The sequence below is a fragment of the Bacillus sp. es.036 genome, assembly GCF_002563635.1.
GTDB lineage: Bacteria > Bacillota > Bacilli > Bacillales > Guptibacillaceae > Guptibacillus.
Genome location: NZ_PDIZ01000002.1, coordinates 40,349 through 61,705 on the forward strand (window position 1 = coordinate 40,349; position 21,357 = coordinate 61,705).

17 protein-coding genes, 2 tRNA genes and 2 rRNA genes are annotated in these 21,357 nt (G+C 43.6%); all 21 read left to right on the plus strand.

Annotation, left to right across the window (positions count from 1 at the left end; genetic code table 11):
• Positions 1-47 precede the first annotated feature (47 nt).
• A complete protein-coding gene (locus tag ATG70_RS18505) occupies positions 48-776 on the plus strand; it encodes a VWA domain-containing protein (protein ID WP_098445929.1) in 729 nt (242 codons plus the stop codon).
• Positions 745-1,722: a protein kinase domain-containing protein gene (locus ATG70_RS18510; protein ID WP_098445930.1), complete on the plus strand. Its 978-nt coding sequence runs from the start codon at positions 745-747 to the stop codon at positions 1,720-1,722. Before ATG70_RS18505 ends, ATG70_RS18510 begins: the two co-directional genes overlap by 32 nt.
• 91 nt (positions 1,723-1,813) lie before the next feature.
• Positions 1,814-3,199 (plus strand): tRNA lysidine(34) synthetase TilS, encoded by a 1,386-nt coding sequence (tilS, locus tag ATG70_RS18515; RefSeq protein ID WP_179886342.1) that lies wholly within the window; start codon positions 1,814-1,816, stop codon positions 3,197-3,199.
• A gap of 21 nt (positions 3,200-3,220) precedes the next feature.
• Positions 3,221-3,760, plus strand: coding sequence for a hypoxanthine phosphoribosyltransferase (gene hpt / locus ATG70_RS18520; protein ID WP_098445932.1), 540 nt, complete (start codon positions 3,221-3,223; stop codon positions 3,758-3,760).
• Between the two features lie 70 nt (positions 3,761-3,830).
• Entirely contained in the window at positions 3,831-5,765 is a 1,935-nt protein-coding gene (gene ftsH, locus ATG70_RS18525; RefSeq protein WP_098445933.1) for an ATP-dependent zinc metalloprotease FtsH, read from the plus strand.
• Positions 5,766-5,924: 159 nt separating this feature from the next.
• Entirely contained in the window at positions 5,925-6,710 is a 786-nt protein-coding gene (locus tag ATG70_RS18535; protein WP_098445935.1) for a type III pantothenate kinase, read from the plus strand.
• A 270-nt stretch (positions 6,711-6,980) separates the two neighbouring features.
• A complete protein-coding gene (gene hslO / locus ATG70_RS18540) occupies positions 6,981-7,862 on the plus strand; it encodes an Hsp33 family molecular chaperone HslO (RefSeq protein ID WP_098445936.1) in 882 nt (293 codons plus the stop codon).
• 89 nt (positions 7,863-7,951) lie between these two features.
• Positions 7,952-8,875: a cysteine synthase A gene (cysK, locus tag ATG70_RS18545; protein WP_098445937.1), complete on the plus strand. Its 924-nt coding sequence runs from the start codon at positions 7,952-7,954 to the stop codon at positions 8,873-8,875.
• Positions 8,876-9,067: 192 nt separating this feature from the next.
• The gene (locus ATG70_RS18550; protein ID WP_373560792.1) at positions 9,068-10,504 is read left to right on the plus strand and encodes an anthranilate synthase component I family protein; all 1,437 of its coding nucleotides are present in this window, start codon (positions 9,068-9,070) and stop codon (positions 10,502-10,504) included.
• Between the two features lie 18 nt (positions 10,505-10,522).
• Entirely contained in the window at positions 10,523-11,107 is a 585-nt protein-coding gene (gene pabA, locus ATG70_RS18555; RefSeq protein WP_098445939.1) for an aminodeoxychorismate/anthranilate synthase component II, read from the plus strand.
• Positions 11,098-11,952, plus strand: a complete 855-nt coding sequence (pabC, locus tag ATG70_RS18560; protein ID WP_098445940.1) for an aminodeoxychorismate lyase — start codon at positions 11,098-11,100, stop codon at positions 11,950-11,952. Before pabA ends, pabC begins: the two co-directional genes overlap by 10 nt.
• Before the next feature lie 75 nt (positions 11,953-12,027).
• Positions 12,028-12,846, plus strand: a complete 819-nt coding sequence (folP, locus tag ATG70_RS18565; protein WP_373560793.1) for a dihydropteroate synthase — start codon at positions 12,028-12,030, stop codon at positions 12,844-12,846.
• A 14-nt stretch (positions 12,847-12,860) separates the two neighbouring features.
• Complete coding sequence (gene folB / locus ATG70_RS18570; protein ID WP_098445941.1) at positions 12,861-13,226, plus strand: dihydroneopterin aldolase; 366 nt, start codon at positions 12,861-12,863, stop codon at positions 13,224-13,226.
• A complete protein-coding gene (gene folK, locus ATG70_RS18575; RefSeq protein WP_098445942.1) occupies positions 13,219-13,743 on the plus strand; it encodes a 2-amino-4-hydroxy-6-hydroxymethyldihydropteridine diphosphokinase in 525 nt (174 codons plus the stop codon). The genes folB and folK overlap by 8 nt, the downstream gene beginning before the upstream one ends.
• On the plus strand, positions 13,695-13,907 hold the full coding sequence (locus tag ATG70_RS18580) for a helix-turn-helix domain-containing protein (protein WP_098445943.1): 213 nt from the start codon (positions 13,695-13,697) through the stop codon (positions 13,905-13,907). The genes folK and ATG70_RS18580 overlap by 49 nt, the downstream gene beginning before the upstream one ends.
• Before the next feature lie 16 nt (positions 13,908-13,923).
• Complete coding sequence (dusB, locus tag ATG70_RS18585) at positions 13,924-14,910, plus strand: tRNA dihydrouridine synthase DusB (protein ID WP_098445944.1); 987 nt, start codon at positions 13,924-13,926, stop codon at positions 14,908-14,910.
• Between the two features lie 198 nt (positions 14,911-15,108).
• Complete coding sequence (gene lysS / locus ATG70_RS18590; protein ID WP_098445945.1) at positions 15,109-16,602, plus strand: lysine--tRNA ligase; 1,494 nt, start codon at positions 15,109-15,111, stop codon at positions 16,600-16,602.
• Positions 16,603-17,032: 430 nt separating this feature from the next.
• Positions 17,033-18,585, plus strand: a 16S ribosomal RNA gene (locus ATG70_RS18595).
• A 110-nt stretch (positions 18,586-18,695) separates the two neighbouring features.
• Positions 18,696-18,772, plus strand: a tRNA-Ile gene (locus tag ATG70_RS18600).
• Between the two features lie 56 nt (positions 18,773-18,828).
• Positions 18,829-18,904, plus strand: a tRNA-Ala gene (locus tag ATG70_RS18605).
• A 155-nt stretch (positions 18,905-19,059) separates the two neighbouring features.
• Positions 19,060-21,357, plus strand: a 23S ribosomal RNA gene (locus ATG70_RS18610); the annotation flags it as partial.

Consider the following 21,357-nt stretch of genomic DNA (forward strand, 5'->3'; position numbering starts at 1 on the left):
CTCCTCCTAAAGGCGATGCTTGTAACAGCAAAAAAGGAGGAGTCCAGATGAAAAAAGGAACACTACGGCAGATTCTTTTAATAACAGATGGATGTTCGAATCAGGGGGAAGATCCGGTGGCTATGGCTGCTCTTGCAAGAGAGCACGGGATGACGGTTAATGTAATAGGTGTACTTGATGAAAATGAGCGGACCGATGGATTAAAGGAAATAGAAAACATCGCTTTATCTGGCGGGGGCATCCACCAGCTAGTTTATGCGAAACAGCTATCGCATACGGTGCAAATGGTAACGCGTAAAGCAATGACCCAGACGATTCAAGGATTTATTCATAAGGAATTGCAATCGATCTTGGGTCAAGATAAAGAAATAGAAGACTTACCACCTGACAAACGGGGGCAGGTAGTCGAAGTGGTTGACGAACTGGGGGAAACGATGGATTTGGAAGTGTTAATTATGATTGATACAAGTGCGAGTATGCAGCATAAACTTCCAACAGTAGAAGATGCCCTGCTCGATCTTTCGATTAGTCTTCATTCAAGAATTGGTGAAAATGAGTATGCCCTTTATGCATTTCCCGGGAAACGAAAGCAGGTAGAGAGGCTGATGGATTGGACACCGATACTGAAGGATATTCATACCATATTCCCAAAACTAACAACGGGTGGTATTACGCCAACAGGTCCTGCCTTAAAAGAAGCCATTGATGCTTATCAGAAAAAACGTTCAAAGAGAGGGCTGCTAGATGACGGGTACATCGAAGAATCAAGTAGCTGATGTTCCCCGTGGAACAAGAATTAGCGGGAAATGGAACAAACAAACCTATCAAATTATGAAAAAATTAGGGAGCGGTGCTCTCGGTACTGTGTATTTGGCAGACTCTATAAAAGGACGAGTAGCTTTAAAAATAGGAATTGACAGTATGTCCATTACGTCAGAAGTAAATGTTCTAAAGCAGCTTTCGATGGTCCAGGGAACAGTTCTTGGGCCGTTTTTCTATGAGATCGATGATTGGGAACGAAATGGGAAATGTTATCCTTTCTACGTCATGGAATACATTGATGGAGAACCGCTTTTTGCTTTTATTAATCGAAGAGGAAAAGAGTGGATTGGCATTTTAATGCTTCAATTGCTTCGTGACCTTTCGGCTCTTCATAGAGAAGGATGGGTTTTTGGGGATTTAAAGCCGGACAACCTTTTGGTTGAAGGATCCCCTCCAAAATTGAGGTGGCTCGATGTGGGAGGGACGACGTCGATAGGAAGGTCTGTTAAGGAATTCACGGAGTTTTTCGATCGGGGCTATTGGGGACTCGGTAATCGGGTAGCCGAGCCTTCCTATGATTTGTTTTCAGTAGCTATGATCGTTCTAAACGCTGGCTATCCAAAACGGTTTGACCGCCCCAAGAAAGGGACAGAAGACTATTTAATGAACAAGATTGAGAATAATCAACTTCTTAAAGAATATAAACCGATTCTTAGCAAAGCTTTACTCGGAAAGTATCAACACGCTTCAGAAATGAGGCAAGAACTCTTCGTTCTTTTACAAGGAGGAGAGAAATCGAAAGTACGTAAAAATAAAAGTCGCTCTGCTAATTCTCGAGTCGCATCACGTCGTAATCGTCCTCCAGCCAAGAAAAAACGGTCAGGGTGGATTGAAACCGTTCTTCTCGTAGCTTTCCTTCTATTCTTCTATACTTTATACTTAGTTGGTCACATTTTTTAAAAAAGATATGTTTGAGAACGTGGTCGTTAGGTTAATAGTACTAAAATGAATAACTGTTTAATTCAAGCAGGAAGTGAGAGGAAGACAGAGGTTGTTGCAAGATGTCGACCAGTTTATTCATAAGCATCATCTGATCAATCGTGGAGATACAATTGTCGTTGGGGTTTCTGGAGGACCAGACTCAATTGCGTTGCTTCACTATTTGGGCAATGTCGCATTGTCTTTCCAATTAAAGTTGGTTGCTGCACATGTCGATCATGGCCTACGAGGCAAAGAGTCTGCAGAGGATTTATTGTTCGTAAAGCACTACTGCCATCAGGAAGGCATCACCTTTGAAGCTTCTACAATGGATGTAAACCACTATAAAGAGCAACATCACATTTCGACGCAGGTTGCAGCTAGGGAATGTCGCTACCACTTTTTTAAGGAAAAGATGGAAAAACACCAGGCAAATCTCCTTGCACTTGCTCACCATGGAGACGACCAAGTTGAAACAATGTTAATGAGACAAGTTCATGGCAGCATCAGTTCAGGACTTGCGGGTATGTCTGCTAGGCGTCCTTTCTCAACAGGATACCTTATTCGCCCTTTTCTTTGTGTGTCGAAGGAACAGATTTTGCGTTATTGTAGCGATCATATGTTGGACTATAGAAGTGACCCATCTAATGACAAAGATGATTATATGAGGAATCGCTTTCGCCACCATGTGCTTCCTTTTCTTAAAGAAGAGAATCCAAATGTTCACAAACGGTACCAACTATATAGCGAACGAATGCAAGATGATGAAGGGTTTTTAGTGGAGTTAGCAAAGCAACATCTAGAAAAAGTGATCATTGATCAAAATGACAAATTTGTGAAGATGGACAACAAGGCGTATCAATGCCTCCCTATTCCTTTACAAAGAAGAGTGATTCATCTAATATTAAACTATCTTTATAGAGGCAATGCTCCTTTTTCTTCTATACATATTGAGGATTTGCGGTTAATGCTCGATTCTGAGCACCCTTCTGCTTCCCTTAATTTACCTCTAAAATTGAGGGCGGTAAAATCTTATACCACCTGTTATTTTTCTTTTGAAACCTTTTTGCAACCAGAACCGTATACGTATCATCTCCCTTTATGGGGTTCTGTGGAAACTCCGACCGGAACGATTACGGCCGTTCCAGTTAAAGACGTACCACAATCACTCGCGGGAAATGATCTTATTGTTGAGAAACACTTGCTTCCAGCAGTTGTGCGCTCGAGACGTCCTGGTGATCGAATTCAGCCAAAAGGCATGATAGGGACGAAAAAGGTAAAAGATATTTTTATCGACCGTAAAATAGACCGTTCAGAACGTGATGTTTGGCCAATTGTTGAGGATGTAACGGGTCAAATTATCTGGGTCGCTGGAGTAACCCGTTCTGAAAAGGCAACACTGTCTGCAAGAAAGAGTCAGCTTGTGCATTTGCACTATGAGAAAAAAACACTTACATAGGTTGGGAGGGCAATACTACTGATGTTAAACGAAATTCAAGAAACATTAATTAGTGAAGAACAGATTCAAGAGAAATGCCGCGAGTTAGGGAAACGGCTTTCGGATGAATATGAGGATCGCTTTCCACTTGTGATTGGCGTCCTTAAAGGTGCAATGCCTTTCATGGGTGATTTAACAAAGCGCATGACTTGTCATCTAGAAATGGACTTTATGGACGTTTCAAGTTATGGGAACTCAACTGTTTCTTCTGGGGAAGTAAAGATCATCAAAGATCTTGATACTTCAGTAGAAGGACGCGACGTTCTTATTCTCGAAGATATTATTGATAGTGGGTTAACGCTAAGTTATCTGATTGATCTTCTAAAGTACCGCAAAGCAAAGTCAATTAAGATTGTAACGCTGCTGGACAAACCAACTGGAAGAAAAGTTGATCTTAAGCCTGATGTAGCAGGATTTATTGTTCCTGATGAGTTTGTTGTTGGGTACGGTCTTGACTTCGCTGAGAGGTATCGTAATCTTCCGTTTATCGGGATTCTTAAACCCGAGATTTATCAAGGTTAATTTGTTGTAGTCAGTTGTGCCAGTATGGTAAGATAATCTATGGTTTCCTGTTCGTGGGAGGAGGTAAGGAATGAATCGTATCTTCCGAAATACAATATTTTATTTGTTAATTTTCCTCGTCGTAGTAGGTGTTGTCAGTTTCTTTAACGGAACAAACAATGAGGCAAATGTCCTCGATTACGGCGAATTTCAGTCCAAATTGAATAATGGTGAAATTCAAGAGTTAACGTTACAACCTGAGCGTGGGGTTTACACGGTTACTGGTCAATTAGCTGGTGGCGGTGAAGATAGCGAAGATGCTAATACATTCGTTACGAATGTACCTGACTCAGAAAGAGCTGTGGAGAATATCTTAACTGCAGCTGATGAAGGAAATGTAGAGTTAACGACAGAACCAGCTCCTGAACAAAGCGGTTGGGTTACATTTCTAACAAGTATCATTCCTTTCGTCATTATCTTCATTCTGTTCTTCTTCCTTCTTAACCAGGCTCAAGGCGGCGGTGGCCGTGTTATGAACTTTGGTAAGAGTAAAGCGAAGTTATACAGCGAAGAGAAAAAGAAAGTTACTTTTAAAGACGTAGCTGGTGCTGATGAAGAGAAGCAAGAGCTTGTCGAGGTCGTTGAGTTCTTGAAGGATCCTCGTAAGTTTGCTGCAGTTGGTGCCCGTATTCCAAAGGGTGTTCTACTCGTAGGACCTCCAGGTACAGGTAAAACGTTGCTTGCACGAGCAGTTGCTGGTGAAGCAGGCGTTCCGTTCTTCTCAATTTCTGGTTCTGATTTCGTAGAAATGTTCGTTGGTGTCGGTGCATCTCGTGTACGTGACCTATTCGAAAATGCGAAGAAGAACGCACCTTGTATTATCTTTATTGATGAGATTGATGCAGTTGGTCGTCAACGTGGTGCCGGTCTTGGTGGCGGTCACGATGAGCGTGAACAGACGCTTAACCAACTTCTCGTAGAAATGGATGGCTTTAGTGCAAATGAAGGAATTATCATTGTTGCAGCTACAAACCGTCCTGATATTCTTGATCCGGCACTTCTTCGTCCAGGACGTTTTGACCGTCAAATTCCGGTTAACCGTCCCGATGTAAATGGTCGTGAAGCTGTCCTTAAAGTACATGCACGAAACAAACCGTTAAGCGATGAAGTTGATTTAAAAACGATCGCGATGCGTACACCAGGATTCTCTGGTGCAGACCTTGAGAACTTATTGAACGAAGCTGCTCTTGTAGCTGCTCGTCATAACAAGAAAAAGGTTGATATGAATGATATCGATGAAGCGACAGACCGCGTGATTGCAGGTCCAGCTAAGAAGAGCCGTGTGATCTCTCAAAAAGAGAAAAACATCGTTGCATATCATGAAGCGGGTCACACGATTATCGGTACACAGCTTGATAATGCCGATATTGTTCATAAGGTTACTATTGTACCGCGTGGACAGGCTGGTGGTTATGCTGTAACCCTTCCTAAGGAAGATCGTTACCTAATGACTAAACCAGAATTGGTTGATAAAATCATTGGTTTACTCGGTGGCCGCGTTGCAGAAGAAATTACCTTCGGTGAAGCAAGTACCGGAGCAAGTAATGACTTCCAACGTGCGACAGCCATTGCCCGTAGCATGGTTACGGAATATGGTATGAGTGAAAAGCTAGGTCCGATGCAGTTTGGATCAGGTTCAGGAGGAAACGTCTTCCTTGGACGTGATATCCAAAATGAACAGAACTATAGTGATTCATTCGCCAATGAGATTGATCTTGAAGTTCAAAGCATTATTAAATCAGCGTACACTCGCTGTCGTGAGATTCTTCTTGAAAATCAGGATAAGTTAAATCTTGTTGCTGAAACGTTAAAAGATATCGAAACACTTGATGCCGAACAGATCCGCTCTCTTGTTGAAGATGGAAAACTTCCTGAAGGTCACCATGCTACTGGTAGCTCTGAAGATGTGAAAGTAAACATCTCTAAGAAGGAAGAAAATCCTGAAACAAATGAAGAGCAAGAATAAGGTTATGCTAAAGCAGGATGTCGACGATGACATCCTGCTTTTTCTATCGCTTTACAGAATTGGTAACCGTTTTCAAAAAAGACCTTCGTTTTTGAATCCAATGTGTGGTATAACTATAGAGAGTGTTACCGAAGTTAAATTTTTAAATAAGGTGATAATATGATACTTGTGCTTGATGTAGGAAATACGAATATTGTTCTCGGTGTGTATGAAGGTGAAGAGTTAACCCACCACTGGCGAATGGGGACAAGCAGAAAGCAGACAGAAGATGAATACGCTATGGTCATCAAAGGCCTTTTTTCTCATGAAGAACTTTCGTTTGATGATGTAGAAGGCATTATCATTTCATCTGTTGTGCCTCCAATCATGTTCGCTCTTGAGCGTATGTGCCAGAAGTATTTTCACCACAAACCGTTAGTCATCGGTCCTGGAATTAAGACAGGACTCAATATAAAGTATGATAACCCAAAAGAAGTAGGAGCCGATCGGATCGTCAATGCTGTAGCAGGCATTCATGTATATGGAGCGCCTCTTATTATTGTTGACTTTGGAACCGCCACAACATACTGCTATATTGATGAACAAAAACAGTATGTTGGTGGAGCGATTGCGCCAGGCATTAACATTTCAACCGAAGCACTTTACATGCATGCAGCGAAGCTTCCGCGTATAGAAATCGCAAAGCCAAACCATATTGTTGGGAAAAACACGGTGAGCGCGATGCAGAGCGGGACGCTTTATGGTTATGTTGGTCAAGTAGAAGGAATCGTTTCTCGTATGAAAAAGCATTCTCCTAAAGAACCAACTGTTATTGCTACCGGGGGACTCGCTTCTCTAATTGCGGAGGAATGCGACCTTATAGATGTGGTCGACCCATTCTTAACGCTGAAAGGTTTGCATTTTATCTATAATAAGAACAAAGAAGAGTTAAACGCATACCGATAAAAAGGGATGCGTTTTTCATTTGACGTTTTTGGGGAAATTATGAATAATAGGCATTTCAATAAACAGTTGTCTTGATCCTTCACAACTTTCTCGAGAATTTTAATAGCATCAGAAAGTTTACGGTGATCAAGGGAAAAGTAATGAAATCACGACTTTTAATGCAAGGATCTTCCTACATTCTAGACCCAGTTGCTCATAATGGAAGTTCTTGAAAAAATAATGTATCGTGTAAGTGGGCAATGGCCCACTAGTGAAAGGAGCTACAAAGTAATGAATGATTATTTAATTAAAGCACTTGCATTCGATGGTAATGTAAGGGCTTATGCGATATCTAGTACAGAAATGGTTGCGGAGGCACAGCGACGTCATACGACTTGGCCAACTGCATCTGCTGCGCTTGGGCGCGCCATGACAGCATCGACAATGATGGCTACTGGACTAAAAGGAGAAGAAAAAATTACGGTAAAAATTGAAGGTGGCGGTCCGATCGGCGCTATTATTGTGGACGCGAATGCCAAAGGTGAAACACGCGGGTATGTCAGCAACCCACACGTTCACTTTGATTTAAATGATCAAGGTAAGCTTGATGTGGCTCAAGCGGTAGGACGCGACGGCTTTCTATCAGTGGTGAAAGATATTGGCATGCGCGAGAAATTCACAGGGCAAGTTCCGATTGTGTCTGGTGAATTAGGGGAAGATTTTACGTATTATCTTGTTACTTCAGAGCAAGTGCCTTCAGCAGTTGGCGTTGGTGTCCTTGTAAATCCGGATAACACGATCCTTGCAGCTGGAGGTTTTATGATTCAATTGCTTCCTGGCGCTGGTGAGGAAACCATCCGTTTTATTGAGAAGCGAATTGAAGCGATTCCGCCAATTTCAAAATTAATCGAATCTGGAAAAACGCCAGAAGAGATTTTGTACGCTCTTCTTGGAGAAGAAAATATTAAAATCATCGACAACATGCCTGTGCAATTTGAGTGTAGCTGTTCGAAAGAGCGTTTCTCAAATGGGATTATGGGACTTGGAAAAGAAGAAATTAATAATATGATTGAGGAAGATGGAGAAGCAGAAACCGCTTGTCACTTCTGTAATGCCCACTACCACTTTTCAAAAGAAGAACTCCAAGAGTTATACGCTGAAAGCAAAGTATAAAAGGTTCAAATTGACAGATAAGTTTAGTGGTGATATTCTTTAGGTTAGATAATCCCTATAAAAATACTCGGGTTTGAGGAGGCGCGACGATGAGAATAGCAAATTCAATTACAGATCTAATCGGTCAAACACCTATTGTGAAACTTAACCGCATCGCTGATGAGGGCCAAGCAGAGGTATACTTAAAGCTTGAATTTATGAATCCTGGAAGCAGCGTGAAAGATCGTATTGCCCTTGCAATGATTGAAGCAGCTGAAGAAAAGGGCGAATTAAAGCCCGGAGATACTTTTGTGGAGCCTACAAGTGGTAATACGGGAATTGGTCTTGCAATGGTTGCAGCAGCAAAAGGCTACCAGGCTGTTCTCGTTATGCCTGATACGATGAGTATGGAACGACGTAACCTATTGAAAGCATACGGAGCAAAGCTTGTTCTTACTCCTGGTTCTGAAGGTATGGGCGGAGCTATTCGCAAATCCGAGGAGTTAGCAAAAGAGCACGGGTATTTCATGCCCCAACAATTTAAAAATGAAGCAAATCCTGACGTGCATCGTCGTACAACAGGTCAAGAGATTGTTGAACAGATGGACCAGCTTGATGGATTTGTTGCGGGTATTGGTACTGGTGGAACAATTACAGGTGCAGGTGAAGTATTGAAAAAGCACTTTCCGTCAGTTAAGCTTTACGCTGTAGAGCCAACCGACTCGCCTATTTTATCTGGTGGTAAACCTGGTCCTCATAAGATTCAAGGGATTGGTGCTGGATTTGTACCCGCGGTTCTGAATACGGATGTCTATGATGAAGTCATTCAAGTTCAAAACGATCAAGCTTTTGAGTGGGCTAGAAAGGCAGCAAGAGAAGAAGGTATTCTAGGCGGTATTTCTTCAGGTGCTGCAATTTATGCAGCGCTTGAAGTAGCTAAGAAGCTTGGTAAAGGTAAAAAAGTTCTTGCTGTCATTCCAAGTAATGGGGAACGTTACCTAAGTACACCACTGTTTCAATTCGATGATGAATAAAAAGCGCGAAAAGCAGTCCTTATAAGGGCTGCTTTTCTATTTTAAGTAATAGAATAGGTAAGTATTTCTAATTGAGTATTTGAAAGTGTTTGGGGAGGATAAAAAGGATGAAGCGTAAGGGAACTTCATGTAGAATAGAGGCATAAACTGAGCGGCAGCGTATGCTTAAGCTTTTGATAGGGTGTGAACAGTTTGCCAGAACAGCTAGAGAAAACCACGCGTCATTCAATTTATGAAACAATCGAGTTAAGCGCGAATGAGTGGTTTTCACGATATAAATCATTCGCCGAAGAATGTGAAGAGCATATTTTATTGGATAGTACACGTGGTGGTCGATATAGTATGTTTGGAATCAAGCCAATTGCTTCGCTTATTGGATATGGTACTTCTCTAACCATCATAGAGGAAGGAAAAGATCCTAAATACTTAGACGGTAATTTATTAGAGTTAATGCAAGAATGGATGCAGCGTCATGTGGCGATCAATGACAAGTCTTTACCGGACTTTCAAGGCGGTGCCATGGGGTATCTTAGTTACGATATTGTTCGCCAAATTGAAAAACTACCACAGCTAGCTGCCGATGATCTCAAACTACCGGAACTTTTCTTCATCGTTTATGAAGATGTTGGCGTGTATGATCATTTATCAGAAAAGCTGTGGTTCATTTCACAGGCTCCAAATGGTGAGGAATATGAAGCTGAACAGCGTCTGAAAATGTATAAACGAAAGTGGACGAAAAAGGACGTAAGTAAACCGTTAAACTCTTCTTCTTTTTCAAAAGAAGCAAGACAGTTATTTTCAATGGATCAGCACGCCTTTTCGTCAGCTGTTCAAAAGATACAAGCATATATATCGGATGGAGATGTTTTTCAAGTAAATCTTTCACTTAGAGAATCTAGGACACTCCATTCTGACCCTGTTTCGATATATGAAACGCTTAGAACGATTAATCCTTCACCATACATGTCTTTTATCCATACCGATACATTCGATCTTGTCAGTGCATCCCCGGAGCTTCTAATCAAGAAAAAGGGCGTAGAATTGAGTACTAGGCCAATCGCTGGTACGCGTTCACGGGGGAAGAATGATGAAGAGGATCAACAGCTTGCTCGTACGCTCATCGAAAATGAAAAAGAACGTGCTGAGCATGTGATGCTTGTTGATCTTGAACGTAATGATCTTGGTCGTGTATGTGAATACGGCACGGTTGAAGTAGATGAGTTTATGGTGATTGAGAAATATTCACACGTGCAGCATATCGTTTCCAACGTGCGTGGTATTTCTTCAAAAGAAGCAACTGCTTTTGATGCTATTAAAGCCACATTTCCAGGTGGTACGATTACGGGTGCTCCAAAGATCAGAACGATGGAAATTATTGAAGAACTTGAGCCTGTGCGCCGTGGGGTTTACACTGGTTCTATTGGATGGATAGGGTTTAATGATGATATGGAGTTGAATATTGCTATCCGCACAATGGTTATTAAAGATAACATTGCACATGTCCAGGCTGGCGCAGGTATAGTGATTGACTCCAATCCAGAAGCTGAGTATAAAGAATCATTAAAGAAAGCAAGAGCTTTATGGAAGGCAAAAGAGTTAAGTGAAGGAAAAGAGACTAGCAGAGATTAGCTTAGAGGAGGAATTAGAATGATTTTAATGATTGATAATTACGATTCATTTACGTATAACTTGGTTCAGTACCTTGGTGAAATGGGTGAAGAGCTTGTTGTGAAACGAAATGATGAAATCACTATCTCGGAAATCGAGGAGCTTAATCCATCCTCCATAATGGTATCGCCCGGACCATGCAGTCCAAATGAAGCGGGTATTAGCATGGCAGTTATTAAGCATTTTGCAGGAAACATACCTATATTCGGTGTATGTCTTGGTCATCAATCCATTGCTCAAGTATTTGGTGGTGATGTTATAAAAGCAGATCGACTGATGCATGGAAAAACGTCTCAAATGCATCATGATGGAAGATCAATCTTCAAAGATCTTGAGAATCCATTTACTGCAACGAGGTATCATTCGCTAATAGTAAAAAAAGAAACTCTTCCAGAATGTTTTGAGATTAGCTCGTGGACAGCAGAGGGTGAAATTATGGCGATCCGACATAAAGAACTTGCGATCGAAGGCGTTCAATTCCATCCTGAATCCATTATGACCGGTACTGGAAAAAAATTATTGAAAAACTTTATTGAAACGCATCGAAAAGAAGCATGTTTCTAACGATTAATGGGAAGCTAATTGACGAAAAAGAAGCGGCTATCTCGGTTTTTGATCATGGTTATTTATATGGTGTGGGCGTATTTGAGACATTCCGAACTTATGAAGGTCACCCTTTTTTATTCGGTGATCACTATAAGCGCCTACGTGATTCACTTGAAAATCTTCAGATCTCACTCCCTTATACGTATGACGAACTCCTATTACAGATAAAGCAAACGATAGAAGCCAATGAAATGAAGGATGCGTATGTTCGACTAAACGTTTCAGCGGGAGCCGGAGAAATCGGACTTAAAACAGATGAATACCTAACTCCGACGGTTATTGTTTATGTGAAAGTAATTGGCAATCCTGTTCGAAATGCAAAGCGAGGTGTCATTCTTTCTCTTAGGCGGAATTCCCCCGAGGGGGAATATAGGTTAAAGTCACATCATTATTTAAATAATATCCTCGCGAAAAGAGAAGTTGGAAGTGACCCTTCAATTGAAGGCATTTTTCTATCACAAGATGGAAGGCTAGCGGAAGGCATAGTTTCGAATCTATTTTGGTTTAAAAACGGCATTCTCTTTACCCCGGACCTTTCGACAGGAATTTTAAATGGAATCACAAGACAGTTTGTTGTGCATGTTGCGAAAAAAATGGGAATTAGCGTTAGAGAAGGTGGCTTCGAGAGAGAATCCCTTGTTGAAGCAGATGAAGTGTTTGTAACAAACTCTATTCAAGAAATCGTTCCGTTGTTTCAAATCGAACAAAAGCCATTGCCCGGACTTGATGGTCCTGCGACGAACGAGCTCATCCTTCAATATGAACACCATCGCACGTCATTAATGAGCCGAGAGGAATACTAACTAAGAACATACGTACGAAGAGGAGTGAGCTGCGTGGCAACGGTAATTGATAAGCATAAAGCACATCCAATGATGATGAAGTGGCGGGACAAGCTAATTAACTGGAATGAAAAAACCTGGGTTATGGGTATCCTGAATACAACTCCGGATTCATTTTCAGATGGTGGAGAATATAATACGACGGCCCAGGCAGTTGCCCATGCGGTCCAACTAGTTGAAGACGGCGCAGATCTAATTGACATTGGGGGAGAATCAACTCGACCTGGGGCAACTCCTGTCTCATTGGAAGAAGAGCTTCGCCGTGTTGTTCCTGTTATAAAAGCAGTTCGTCACGCGGTTAATGTACCTATTTCAATTGATACGTATAAAGCAGAAGTTGCCAACCAAGCGGTTCTGGCTGGTGCAGATATCATTAATGATGTGTGGGGAGCCAAGGCAGATCCAGAAATGGCTACTGTGGCTGCAGAACACGAAGTTCCTATTATTTTAATGCATAATCGTAATGACATGAACTATAGTGATATCATGATTGATATAAAGGCAGATATAGAAGAAAGCGTAGCGATTGCTCGTTTAGCAGGCGTGAAAGATGAGAATATCATTCTTGATCCCGGCATTGGTTTTGCCAAAACACATGAGCAGAATCTCGAAGTAATGAGAAGGCTTAATGAATTCGTTGCATTGGGATATCCTGTGTTGCTTGGTACATCAAGAAAATCCATCGTAGCAAAGACTTTAAATACGCCACCAGATGATCGGGTGGAAGGAACTGGGGCAACTGTTTGTCTTGGCATTGAGCGGGGCTCACAAATTATCAGAGTTCATGACGTGAAGCAGATGGCACGAATGGCTCGTATGATGGATGCGATGCTTAAACCTCATCTCAATGGATAAGGAGAGTGAATGGGATGGATAAAATCTATCTAAACGGAATGAAATTCTACGGTTACCACGGAGTATTCCCTGAAGAGAATAAGCTCGGCCAACGTTTTTATGTCGATCTAACCCTCGAAGCAGATCTTTCGAATGCCAGTCAATCGGATGATCTAAACTATACAGTGAATTATGCAGATGCGTATAATGTTATAAAAGGTATCGTAGAAGGGACGCCTAGGAAATTAGTTGAAACAGTAGCTGAGGAAATAGCGGATAAGATGTTTCTGCAATTTGAAATTGTTCGTGCGTGTACGGTTAAAGTGATTAAACCTGATCCACCAATAGATGGCCATTATGACTCTGTTGCGATCGAGATGAAGAGGGAACGAAATGAATAGTGTATATATTGGAATTGGTTCCAACATCGGGGATAGAGAGAGCTATATCCAAACCTCCTTACTAAGGTTGCAAGAATACCCAGGAGTACAGATTACTTCGACATCTTCTTTATATGAAACTGCCCCTATAGGAGTGACGGAGCAAGGCCCATTTCTTAATATGGTAGCTATACTAGGAACGGAGATGAACGCTTTCCAACTACTTGAGATTCTCCAGGGCATTGAGCAGTCTCTTGGGAGAGAGCGTGATATCAGATGGGGGCCTCGAACAATAGACCTTGACATTCTGCTTTATAATCAAGAAAATATTGTAGCAGAGGGTCTGGTGGTTCCACACCCTAGACTTCTTCAAAGGGGGTTTGTTATCATTCCTCTTCATGAACTGAATCCTGAAATTATTATTCCAACTACTAATAAGAGGATTGATTCTTATTTTAATCATATAGAAGATAAAGAAGGTGTACGTCTATGGAAGCGGAAATCTACGGAAGACGTATTCGCGCTTTTCGAAAGTTAAAAGGTTATACTCAGGAACAGCTAGCAAAAGAACTTAGTGTATCGGTATCTGTACTAGGGGAGATCGAGCGGGGAAATCGAAAGCCTACAAACGACTTTATGCAATTAGTAGCACAAAAGCTTAGAGTTTCAATAGATGAACTTTTTCCATTAGAACACAATTGAGAATTGAGGTGATAGTATGTTGAAAATAGGAGATGTTTCGTTAAAGAATCCCGTTGTACTTGCTCCCATGGCCGGCGTGTGTAATCCAGCTTTTCGTTTAATCGCTCGAGAGTTTGGTGCGGGGTTAGTCTGTGCCGAAATGGTTAGCGATAAAGCTGTTTTGCACAAGAATGAGAAGACGATGGATATGCTTTTTGTAGATGATCGAGAGAAACCAATGAGTCTTCAAATCTTTGGTGGCGAAAAAGATACGCTTGTTGGTGCTGCTCGCTATGTTGACCAAGCGACAAACGCAGATATTATTGATATTAATATGGGATGCCCTGTTCCGAAGATAACAAAATGTGATGCGGGTGCCAAGTGGCTTCTAGATCCTAATAAAATCTATGAAATGGTTTCAGCTGTTACAAAGGAAGTAGAAAAACCTGTTACGGTTAAAATGCGTAGTGGATGGGACGAAGATCACATTTATGCGATTGAGAATGCAAAAGCAATTGAAGCTGCAGGTGGCAAAGCTGTTTCACTTCATGGCCGTACACGCGTCCAGATGTATGAAGGGGAAGCGGATTGGGATATTATTCGACAAGTGAAAGAGTCAGTTTCTATTCCTGTAATCGGGAATGGAGATGTGAAGACGCCCCAGGATGCAAAAAGAATGATGGAGACAACGGGAGTAGACGGAGTGATGATTGGAAGAGGCGCACTCGGAAATCCGTGGATGCTTTATCGTACGGTTCAGTATCTCGAAACTGGAAAGATTCTAGATGATCCAACACCTCGTGAGAAAATTGATGTCGCTATGCTCCATCTTGATCGTCTCATCCCACTAAAAGGTGAAAATGTCGCAGTACGTGAGATGCGTAAGCATGCAGCATGGTATTTAAAAGGAATTCGCGGTAATGGGACAATAAGGAATAAAGTTAATGAAACGAATACAAGAAACGGTGTAGCTGAACTACTGTACGGATTTATTGAAGAATTGGAAGCGAAACAGGCGGTTTGACTTTCTAACTAGCATTTCCTATACTACATCTAGGAAATAACGGACTGCCAGTAATGGATACTGGCAGTTTTCTTCATATATGTCATGATACACCCGGCGCATTTGTCACTGATTTTATATATGGGAAGGCTTGCTATTCATAGTGCTTTCCGATAAAGTTATAGCGGGATAAACATAGACTTGACAGGAGTGATAGAGATGAGTCAGGAGCTTGAATTGAATGACCTTCTAAAAGTAAGAAGAGAAAAGCTTGATGTGCTAAAAGAGAACAACATCGATCCATTCGGACATCGATTTGATCGTTCTCATACTGCTAGCAAAATGCTAGAAGAATTTGATTCTTTCACAAAAGAAGAACTAGCTGAACAAAATAAAACCGTTTCGTTAGCTGGTAGAATTATGACTAAACGTGGAAAAGGAAAAGCTGGCTTCACGCATATACAGGATTTAACTGGTCAAATCCAGCTCTATATTAGAAAAGATACTGTTGGAGATGAGCAATATGATCTTTTTGATTCTATGGATATTGGAGATATCATCGGAGTAAGCGGTGAGGCATTTAAAACAAAAGTGGGAGAGCTTTCCGTAAAGGTTAATGACCTTCATTTGCTTTCGAAGTCACTTCGTCCGCTACCTGATAAATTCCATGGTTTAAAAGATGTTGAACAACGGTACCGTCAGCGTTACCTTGATTTGATTATGAGTCCAGAATCAAAAGAAACCTTTATTGCCAGAAGTCGTATCATTCAATCGATGCGCCGCTACCTTGATGATCAAGGCTTTCTTGAGGTGGAAACACCAATGATGCATTCCATTCCAGGAGGGGCCTCGGCACGTCCGTTCGTCACTCATCATAATGCACTTGATATGGAGCTTTACATGCGTATTGCTATTGAGCTTCATCTTAAGCGTTTAATTGTGGGTGGTATGGAGCGCGTCTATGAAATTGGACGTGTTTTCCGAAACGAGGGTGTATCGACTAGGCATAACCCTGAATTTACAATGCTTGAACTGTATGAAGCTTACGCGGACTATAAAGATGTGATGACGTTGACTGAGGAAATGGTAGCTCATATCGCGAAAGAAGTTACAGGCTCTACAACTATCCAGTATGGGGAAGAGGAAATCAATCTTGAACCAGAATGGAAGAGAGTTCATATGGTTGATGCTGTTAAAGAACTAACTGGCGTTGATTTCTGGAAGGAAATGACGGATGAAGAAGCGCGGAGTCTTGCAAAAGAACACGGTGTAGACGTAAAAGAAACAATGGAATTTGGTCACGTTGTGAATGAATTCTTTGAACAGAAAGTAGAAGACACGCTAATTCAACCGACATTTGTCTACGGCCATCCTGTTGCGATTTCACCTCTTGCTAAGAAAAACCCTGAAGACGGTCGTTTTACAGATCGTTTTGAGTTGTTCATCGTAGCTCGTGAACATGCAAATGCCTTTACTGAGCTTAATGATCCAATTGATCAGAGAGAACGTTTTGAAGCGCAATTAGTCGAGCGCGAGCAAGGTAATGATGAGGCACATATGATGGACCATGACTTTATTGAAGCGCTAGAGTATGGTTTACCACCAACCGGCGGTCTAGGTATTGGAATTGATCGTCTCGTTATGCTATTAACGAATTCTCCTTCCATTAGAGATGTTCTTCTATTTCCGCAGATGAGAAATACGGAGCGGTAAAAGATTAAGAATGAAGTTCGTTCATCGAGCTTCATTCTTTTTTTATCTTTGTTTCCATCGTTCAGTGGAAGACTCTGTGTCGAAGGTTGTTCAAATAAATGTATGTCTTAGGGAGGTCTCAGTACAATGATTTCATTACAATACACAAGGCATCAGGAGGTAATGAATCTTTTTTGAAAAAGATTTGAAAAAAGGTTGCGTTACTAAGACAACCCTGATATAGTTATATAGGTCGCCGCAACAACGCGGTTGACACGAAAAACAATTTAAAAAAAGTTGTTGACGCCAACTGAGTTAATATGGTATATTAATAAAGTCGCTGAAAACGACATTGAAAGAAATGGATTGCTCTTTGAAAACTGAACGAAACGCCATGTAAGTAGTTGTTTCTACGGAAACAAAAATTGTTTTAAAAGCTAGATTAAGCTTTCTATCGGAGAGTTTGATCCTGGCTCAGGACGAACGCTGGCGGCGTGCCTAATACATGCAAGTCGAGCGAAGAGATGGGAGCTTGCTCCCTGATCTTAGCGGCGGACGGGTGAGTAACACGTGGGCAACCTGCCCTGCAGACTGGGATAACTCCGGGAAACCGGAGCTAATACCGGGTAATACATCGCACCGCATGGTGCAATGTTGAAAGTTGGCTTTCTGAGCTAACACTGCAGGATGGGCCCGCGGCGCATTAGCTAGTTGGTAAGGTAATGGCTTACCAAGGCGACGATGCGTAGCCGACCTGAGAGGGTGATCGGCCACACTGGGACTGAGACACGGCCCAGACTCCTACGGGAGGCAGCAGTAGGGAATCTTCCGCAATGGACGAAAGTCTGACGGAGCAACGCCGCGTGAGTGACGAAGGCCTTCGGGTCGTAAAGCTCTGTTGTTAGGGAAGAACAAGTACCGTTCGAATAGGGCGGTACCTTGACGGTACCTAACCAGAAAGCCACGGCTAACTACGTGCCAGCAGCCGCGGTAATACGTAGGTGGCAAGCGTTGTCCGGAATTATTGGGCGTAAAGCGCGCGCAGGCGGTCTTTTAAGTCTGATGTGAAAGCCCACGGCTCAACCGTGGAGGGTCATTGGAAACTGGAGGACTTGAGTGCAGAAGAGGAGAGTGGAATTCCACGTGTAGCGGTGAAATGCGTAGATATGTGGAGGAACACCAGTGGCGAAGGCGGCTCTCTGGTCTGTAACTGACGCTGAGGCGCGAAAGCGTGGGGAGCAAACAGGATTAGATACCCTGGTAGTCCACGCCGTAAACGATGAGTGCTAGGTGTTGGGGGGTTCCACCCTCAGTGCTGAAGTTAACACATTAAGCACTCCGCCTGGGGAGTACGACCGCAAGGTTGAAACTCAAAGGAATTGACGGGGGCCCGCACAAGCAGTGGAGCATGTGGTTTAATTCGAAGCAACGCGAAGAACCTTACCAGGTCTTGACATCCTCTGACAATCCTGGAGACAGGACGTTCCCCTTCGGGGGACAGAGTGACAGGTGGTGCATGGTTGTCGTCAGCTCGTGTCGTGAGATGTTGGGTTAAGTCCCGCAACGAGCGCAACCCTTAATCTTAGTTGCCAGCATTTAGTTGGGCACTCTAAGGTGACTGCCGGTGACAAACCGGAGGAAGGTGGGGATGACGTCAAATCATCATGCCCCTTATGACCTGGGCTACACACGTGCTACAATGGACGGTACAAAGGGCAGCAACACCGCGAGGTGAAGCAAATCCCATAAAGCCGTTCTCAGTTCGGATTGCAGGCTGCAACTCGCCTGCATGAAGCCGGAATTGCTAGTAATCGCGGATCAGCATGCCGCGGTGAATACGTTCCCGGGCCTTGTACACACCGCCCGTCACACCACGAGAGTTTGTAACACCCGAAGTCGGTGGGGTAACCTTTATGGAGCCAGCCGCCGAAGGTGGGACAAATGATTGGGGTGAAGTCGTAACAAGGTAGCCGTATCGGAAGGTGCGGCTGGATCACCTCCTTTCTATGGAGAATTACGAAGGTAACTTACGTTACCAACCTTACATGAGCGTTTCGTTTAGTTTTGAAAGAATGATTACTTCTTTCAATTGAATATTGTCAATAAGCCTTTATGGGCCTGTAGCTCAGCTGGTTAGAGCGCACGCCTGATAAGCGTGAGGTCGGTGGTTCGAGTCCACTCAGGCCCACCATAAAAGTTTTATTGAACACGCATATTCCTTTTGGTAAAACACCATCTGGATCATTTGGGGCCTTAGCTCAGCTGGGAGAGCGCCTGCCTTGCACGCAGGAGGTCAGCGGTTCGATCCCGCTAGGCTCCACCAACACACCTACTATATAGTTAAACAAATGTTTAATTAACTAGTAGCCATTGTTCCTTGAAAACTAGATAGCATAAACAACGACATCCAATAATTATTTTTATGCAAGAACTTAGTAATAACTGATGCGTTATGGCAGCAATGCCTAACAAATCGAAGGTTAAGCTACTAAGGGCGCACGGTGGATGCCTTGGCACTAGAAGCCTAAGAAGGACGGGACGAACACCGATATGCTTCGGGGAGCTGTAAGTACGCTTTGATCCGGAGATTTCCGAATGGGGGAACCCACCATCTTTAATAGGATGGTATCCATTTCTGAATACATAGGGAATGGAAGGCAGACCCGGGGAACTGAAACATCTCATTACCCGGAGGAAGAGAAAGCAAATGCGATTTCCTGAGTAGCGGCGAGCGAAACGGAATCAGCCCAAACCAGAGGGCTTGCCCTCTGGGGTTGTAGGACGTCTCTTTGGAGTTACAAAGGCACGGATAGACGAAGCGACCTGGAAAGGTCCATCACAGAAGGTAACAATCCTGTAGTCAAAATCCGCTGCCCTCCGAGACGGATCCTGAGTACGGCGGGACACGTGAAACCCCGTCGGAATCTGGGAGGACCATCTCCCAAGGCTAAATACTCTCTAGTGACCGATAGTGAACCAGTACCGTGAGGGAAAGGTGAAAAGCACCCCGGAAGGGGAGTGAAAGAGAACCTGAAACCGTGTGCCTACAACTAGTTGGAGCCCGTTAATGGGTGACAGCGTGCCTTTTGTAGAATGAACCGGCGAGTTACGATCCCGTGCAAGGTTAAGCTGATAAGGCGGAGCCGCAGCGAAAGCGAGTCTGAATAGGGCGAAATAGTACGTGGTCGTAGACCCGAAACCAGGTGATCTACCCATGTCCAGGGTGAAGTTCAGGTAACACTGAATGGAGGCCCGAACCCACGCATGTTGAAAAATGCGGGGATGAGGTGTGGGTAGCGGTGAAATGCCAATCGAACCTGGAGATAGCTGGTTCTCTCCGAAATAGCTTTAGGGCTAGCCTCGCGGCAAGAATCTTGGAGGTAGAGCACTGATTGGACTAGGGGTCCTTACCGGATTACCGAATCCAGTCAAACTCCGAATGCCAACGATTTATCCGCGGGAGTCAGACTGCGAGTGATAAGATCCGTAGTCGAGAGGGAAACAGCCCAGACCACCAGCTAAGGTCCCAAAGTATACGTTAAGTGGAAAAGGATGTGGCGTTGCTTAGACAACCAGGATGTTGGCTTAGAAGCAGCCATCATTTAAAGAGTGCGTAATAGCTCACTGGTCGAGTGACGCTGCGCCGAAAATGTACCGGGGCTAAAACGTATCACCGAAGCTGTGGATTGTCTTACGACAATGGTAGGAGAGCGTTCTAAGGGCTGTGAAGTCAGACCGAAAGGACTGGTGGAGCGCTTAGAAGTGAGAATGCCGGTATGAGTAGCGAAAGACAAGTGAGAATCTTGTCCGTCGAAAGCCCAAGGTTTCCTGAGGAAGGCTCGTCCGCTCAGGGTTAGTCGGGACCTAAGCCGAGGCCGAAAGGCGTAGGCGATGGATAACAGGTTGATATTCCTGTACCACCTCCTTTCCGTTTGAACGACGGGGGGACGCAGAAAGATAGGGAGAGCGCGCTGCTGGAAATGCGCGTCCAAGCGATTAGGCTGGTGAATAGGTAAATCCGTTCACCGTGAAGGCTGAGTCGTGATGGCGAGGGAAATTTAGTACCGAAGTCCTTGATTCTACGCTGCCAAGAAAAGCCTCTAGTGAGGAAAGAGGTGCCCGTACCGCAAACCGACACAGGTAGGCGAGGAGAGAATCCTAAGACGATCGGGAGAACTCTCGTTAAGGAACTCGGCAAAATGACCCCGTAACTTCGGGAGAAGGGGTGCTTCCTCGGGTTAATAGCCCAGGGGAGCCGCAGTGAAAAGATCCAAGCGACTGTTTAGCAAAAACACAGGTCTCTGCAAAGCCGTAAGGCGAAGTATAGGGGCTGACACCTGCCCGGTGCTGGAAGGTTAAGAGGAGGGGTTATCCCTTACGGGAGAAGCTCTGAATCCCTTACGGGAGAAGCTCTGAATCGAAGCCCCAGTAAACGGCGGCCGTAACTATAACGGTCCTAAGGTAGCGAAATTCCTTGTCGGGTAAGTTCCGACCCCGCACGAAAGGTGCAACGACTTGGATACTGTCTCAACGAGAGACCCGGTGAAATTATAGTACCTGTGAAGATGCAGGTTACCCGCGACAGGACGGAAAGACCCCATGGAGCTTTACTGTAGCCTGATATTGGATTTTGGTACAGCTTGTACAGGATAGGTAGGAGCCATAGAAGTCGGACCGCCAGGTTCGATGGAGGCGTCGGTGGGATACTACCCTGGCTGTACTGACATTCTAACCCAGCACCGTGATCCGGTGCGGAGACAGTGTCAGGTGGGCAGT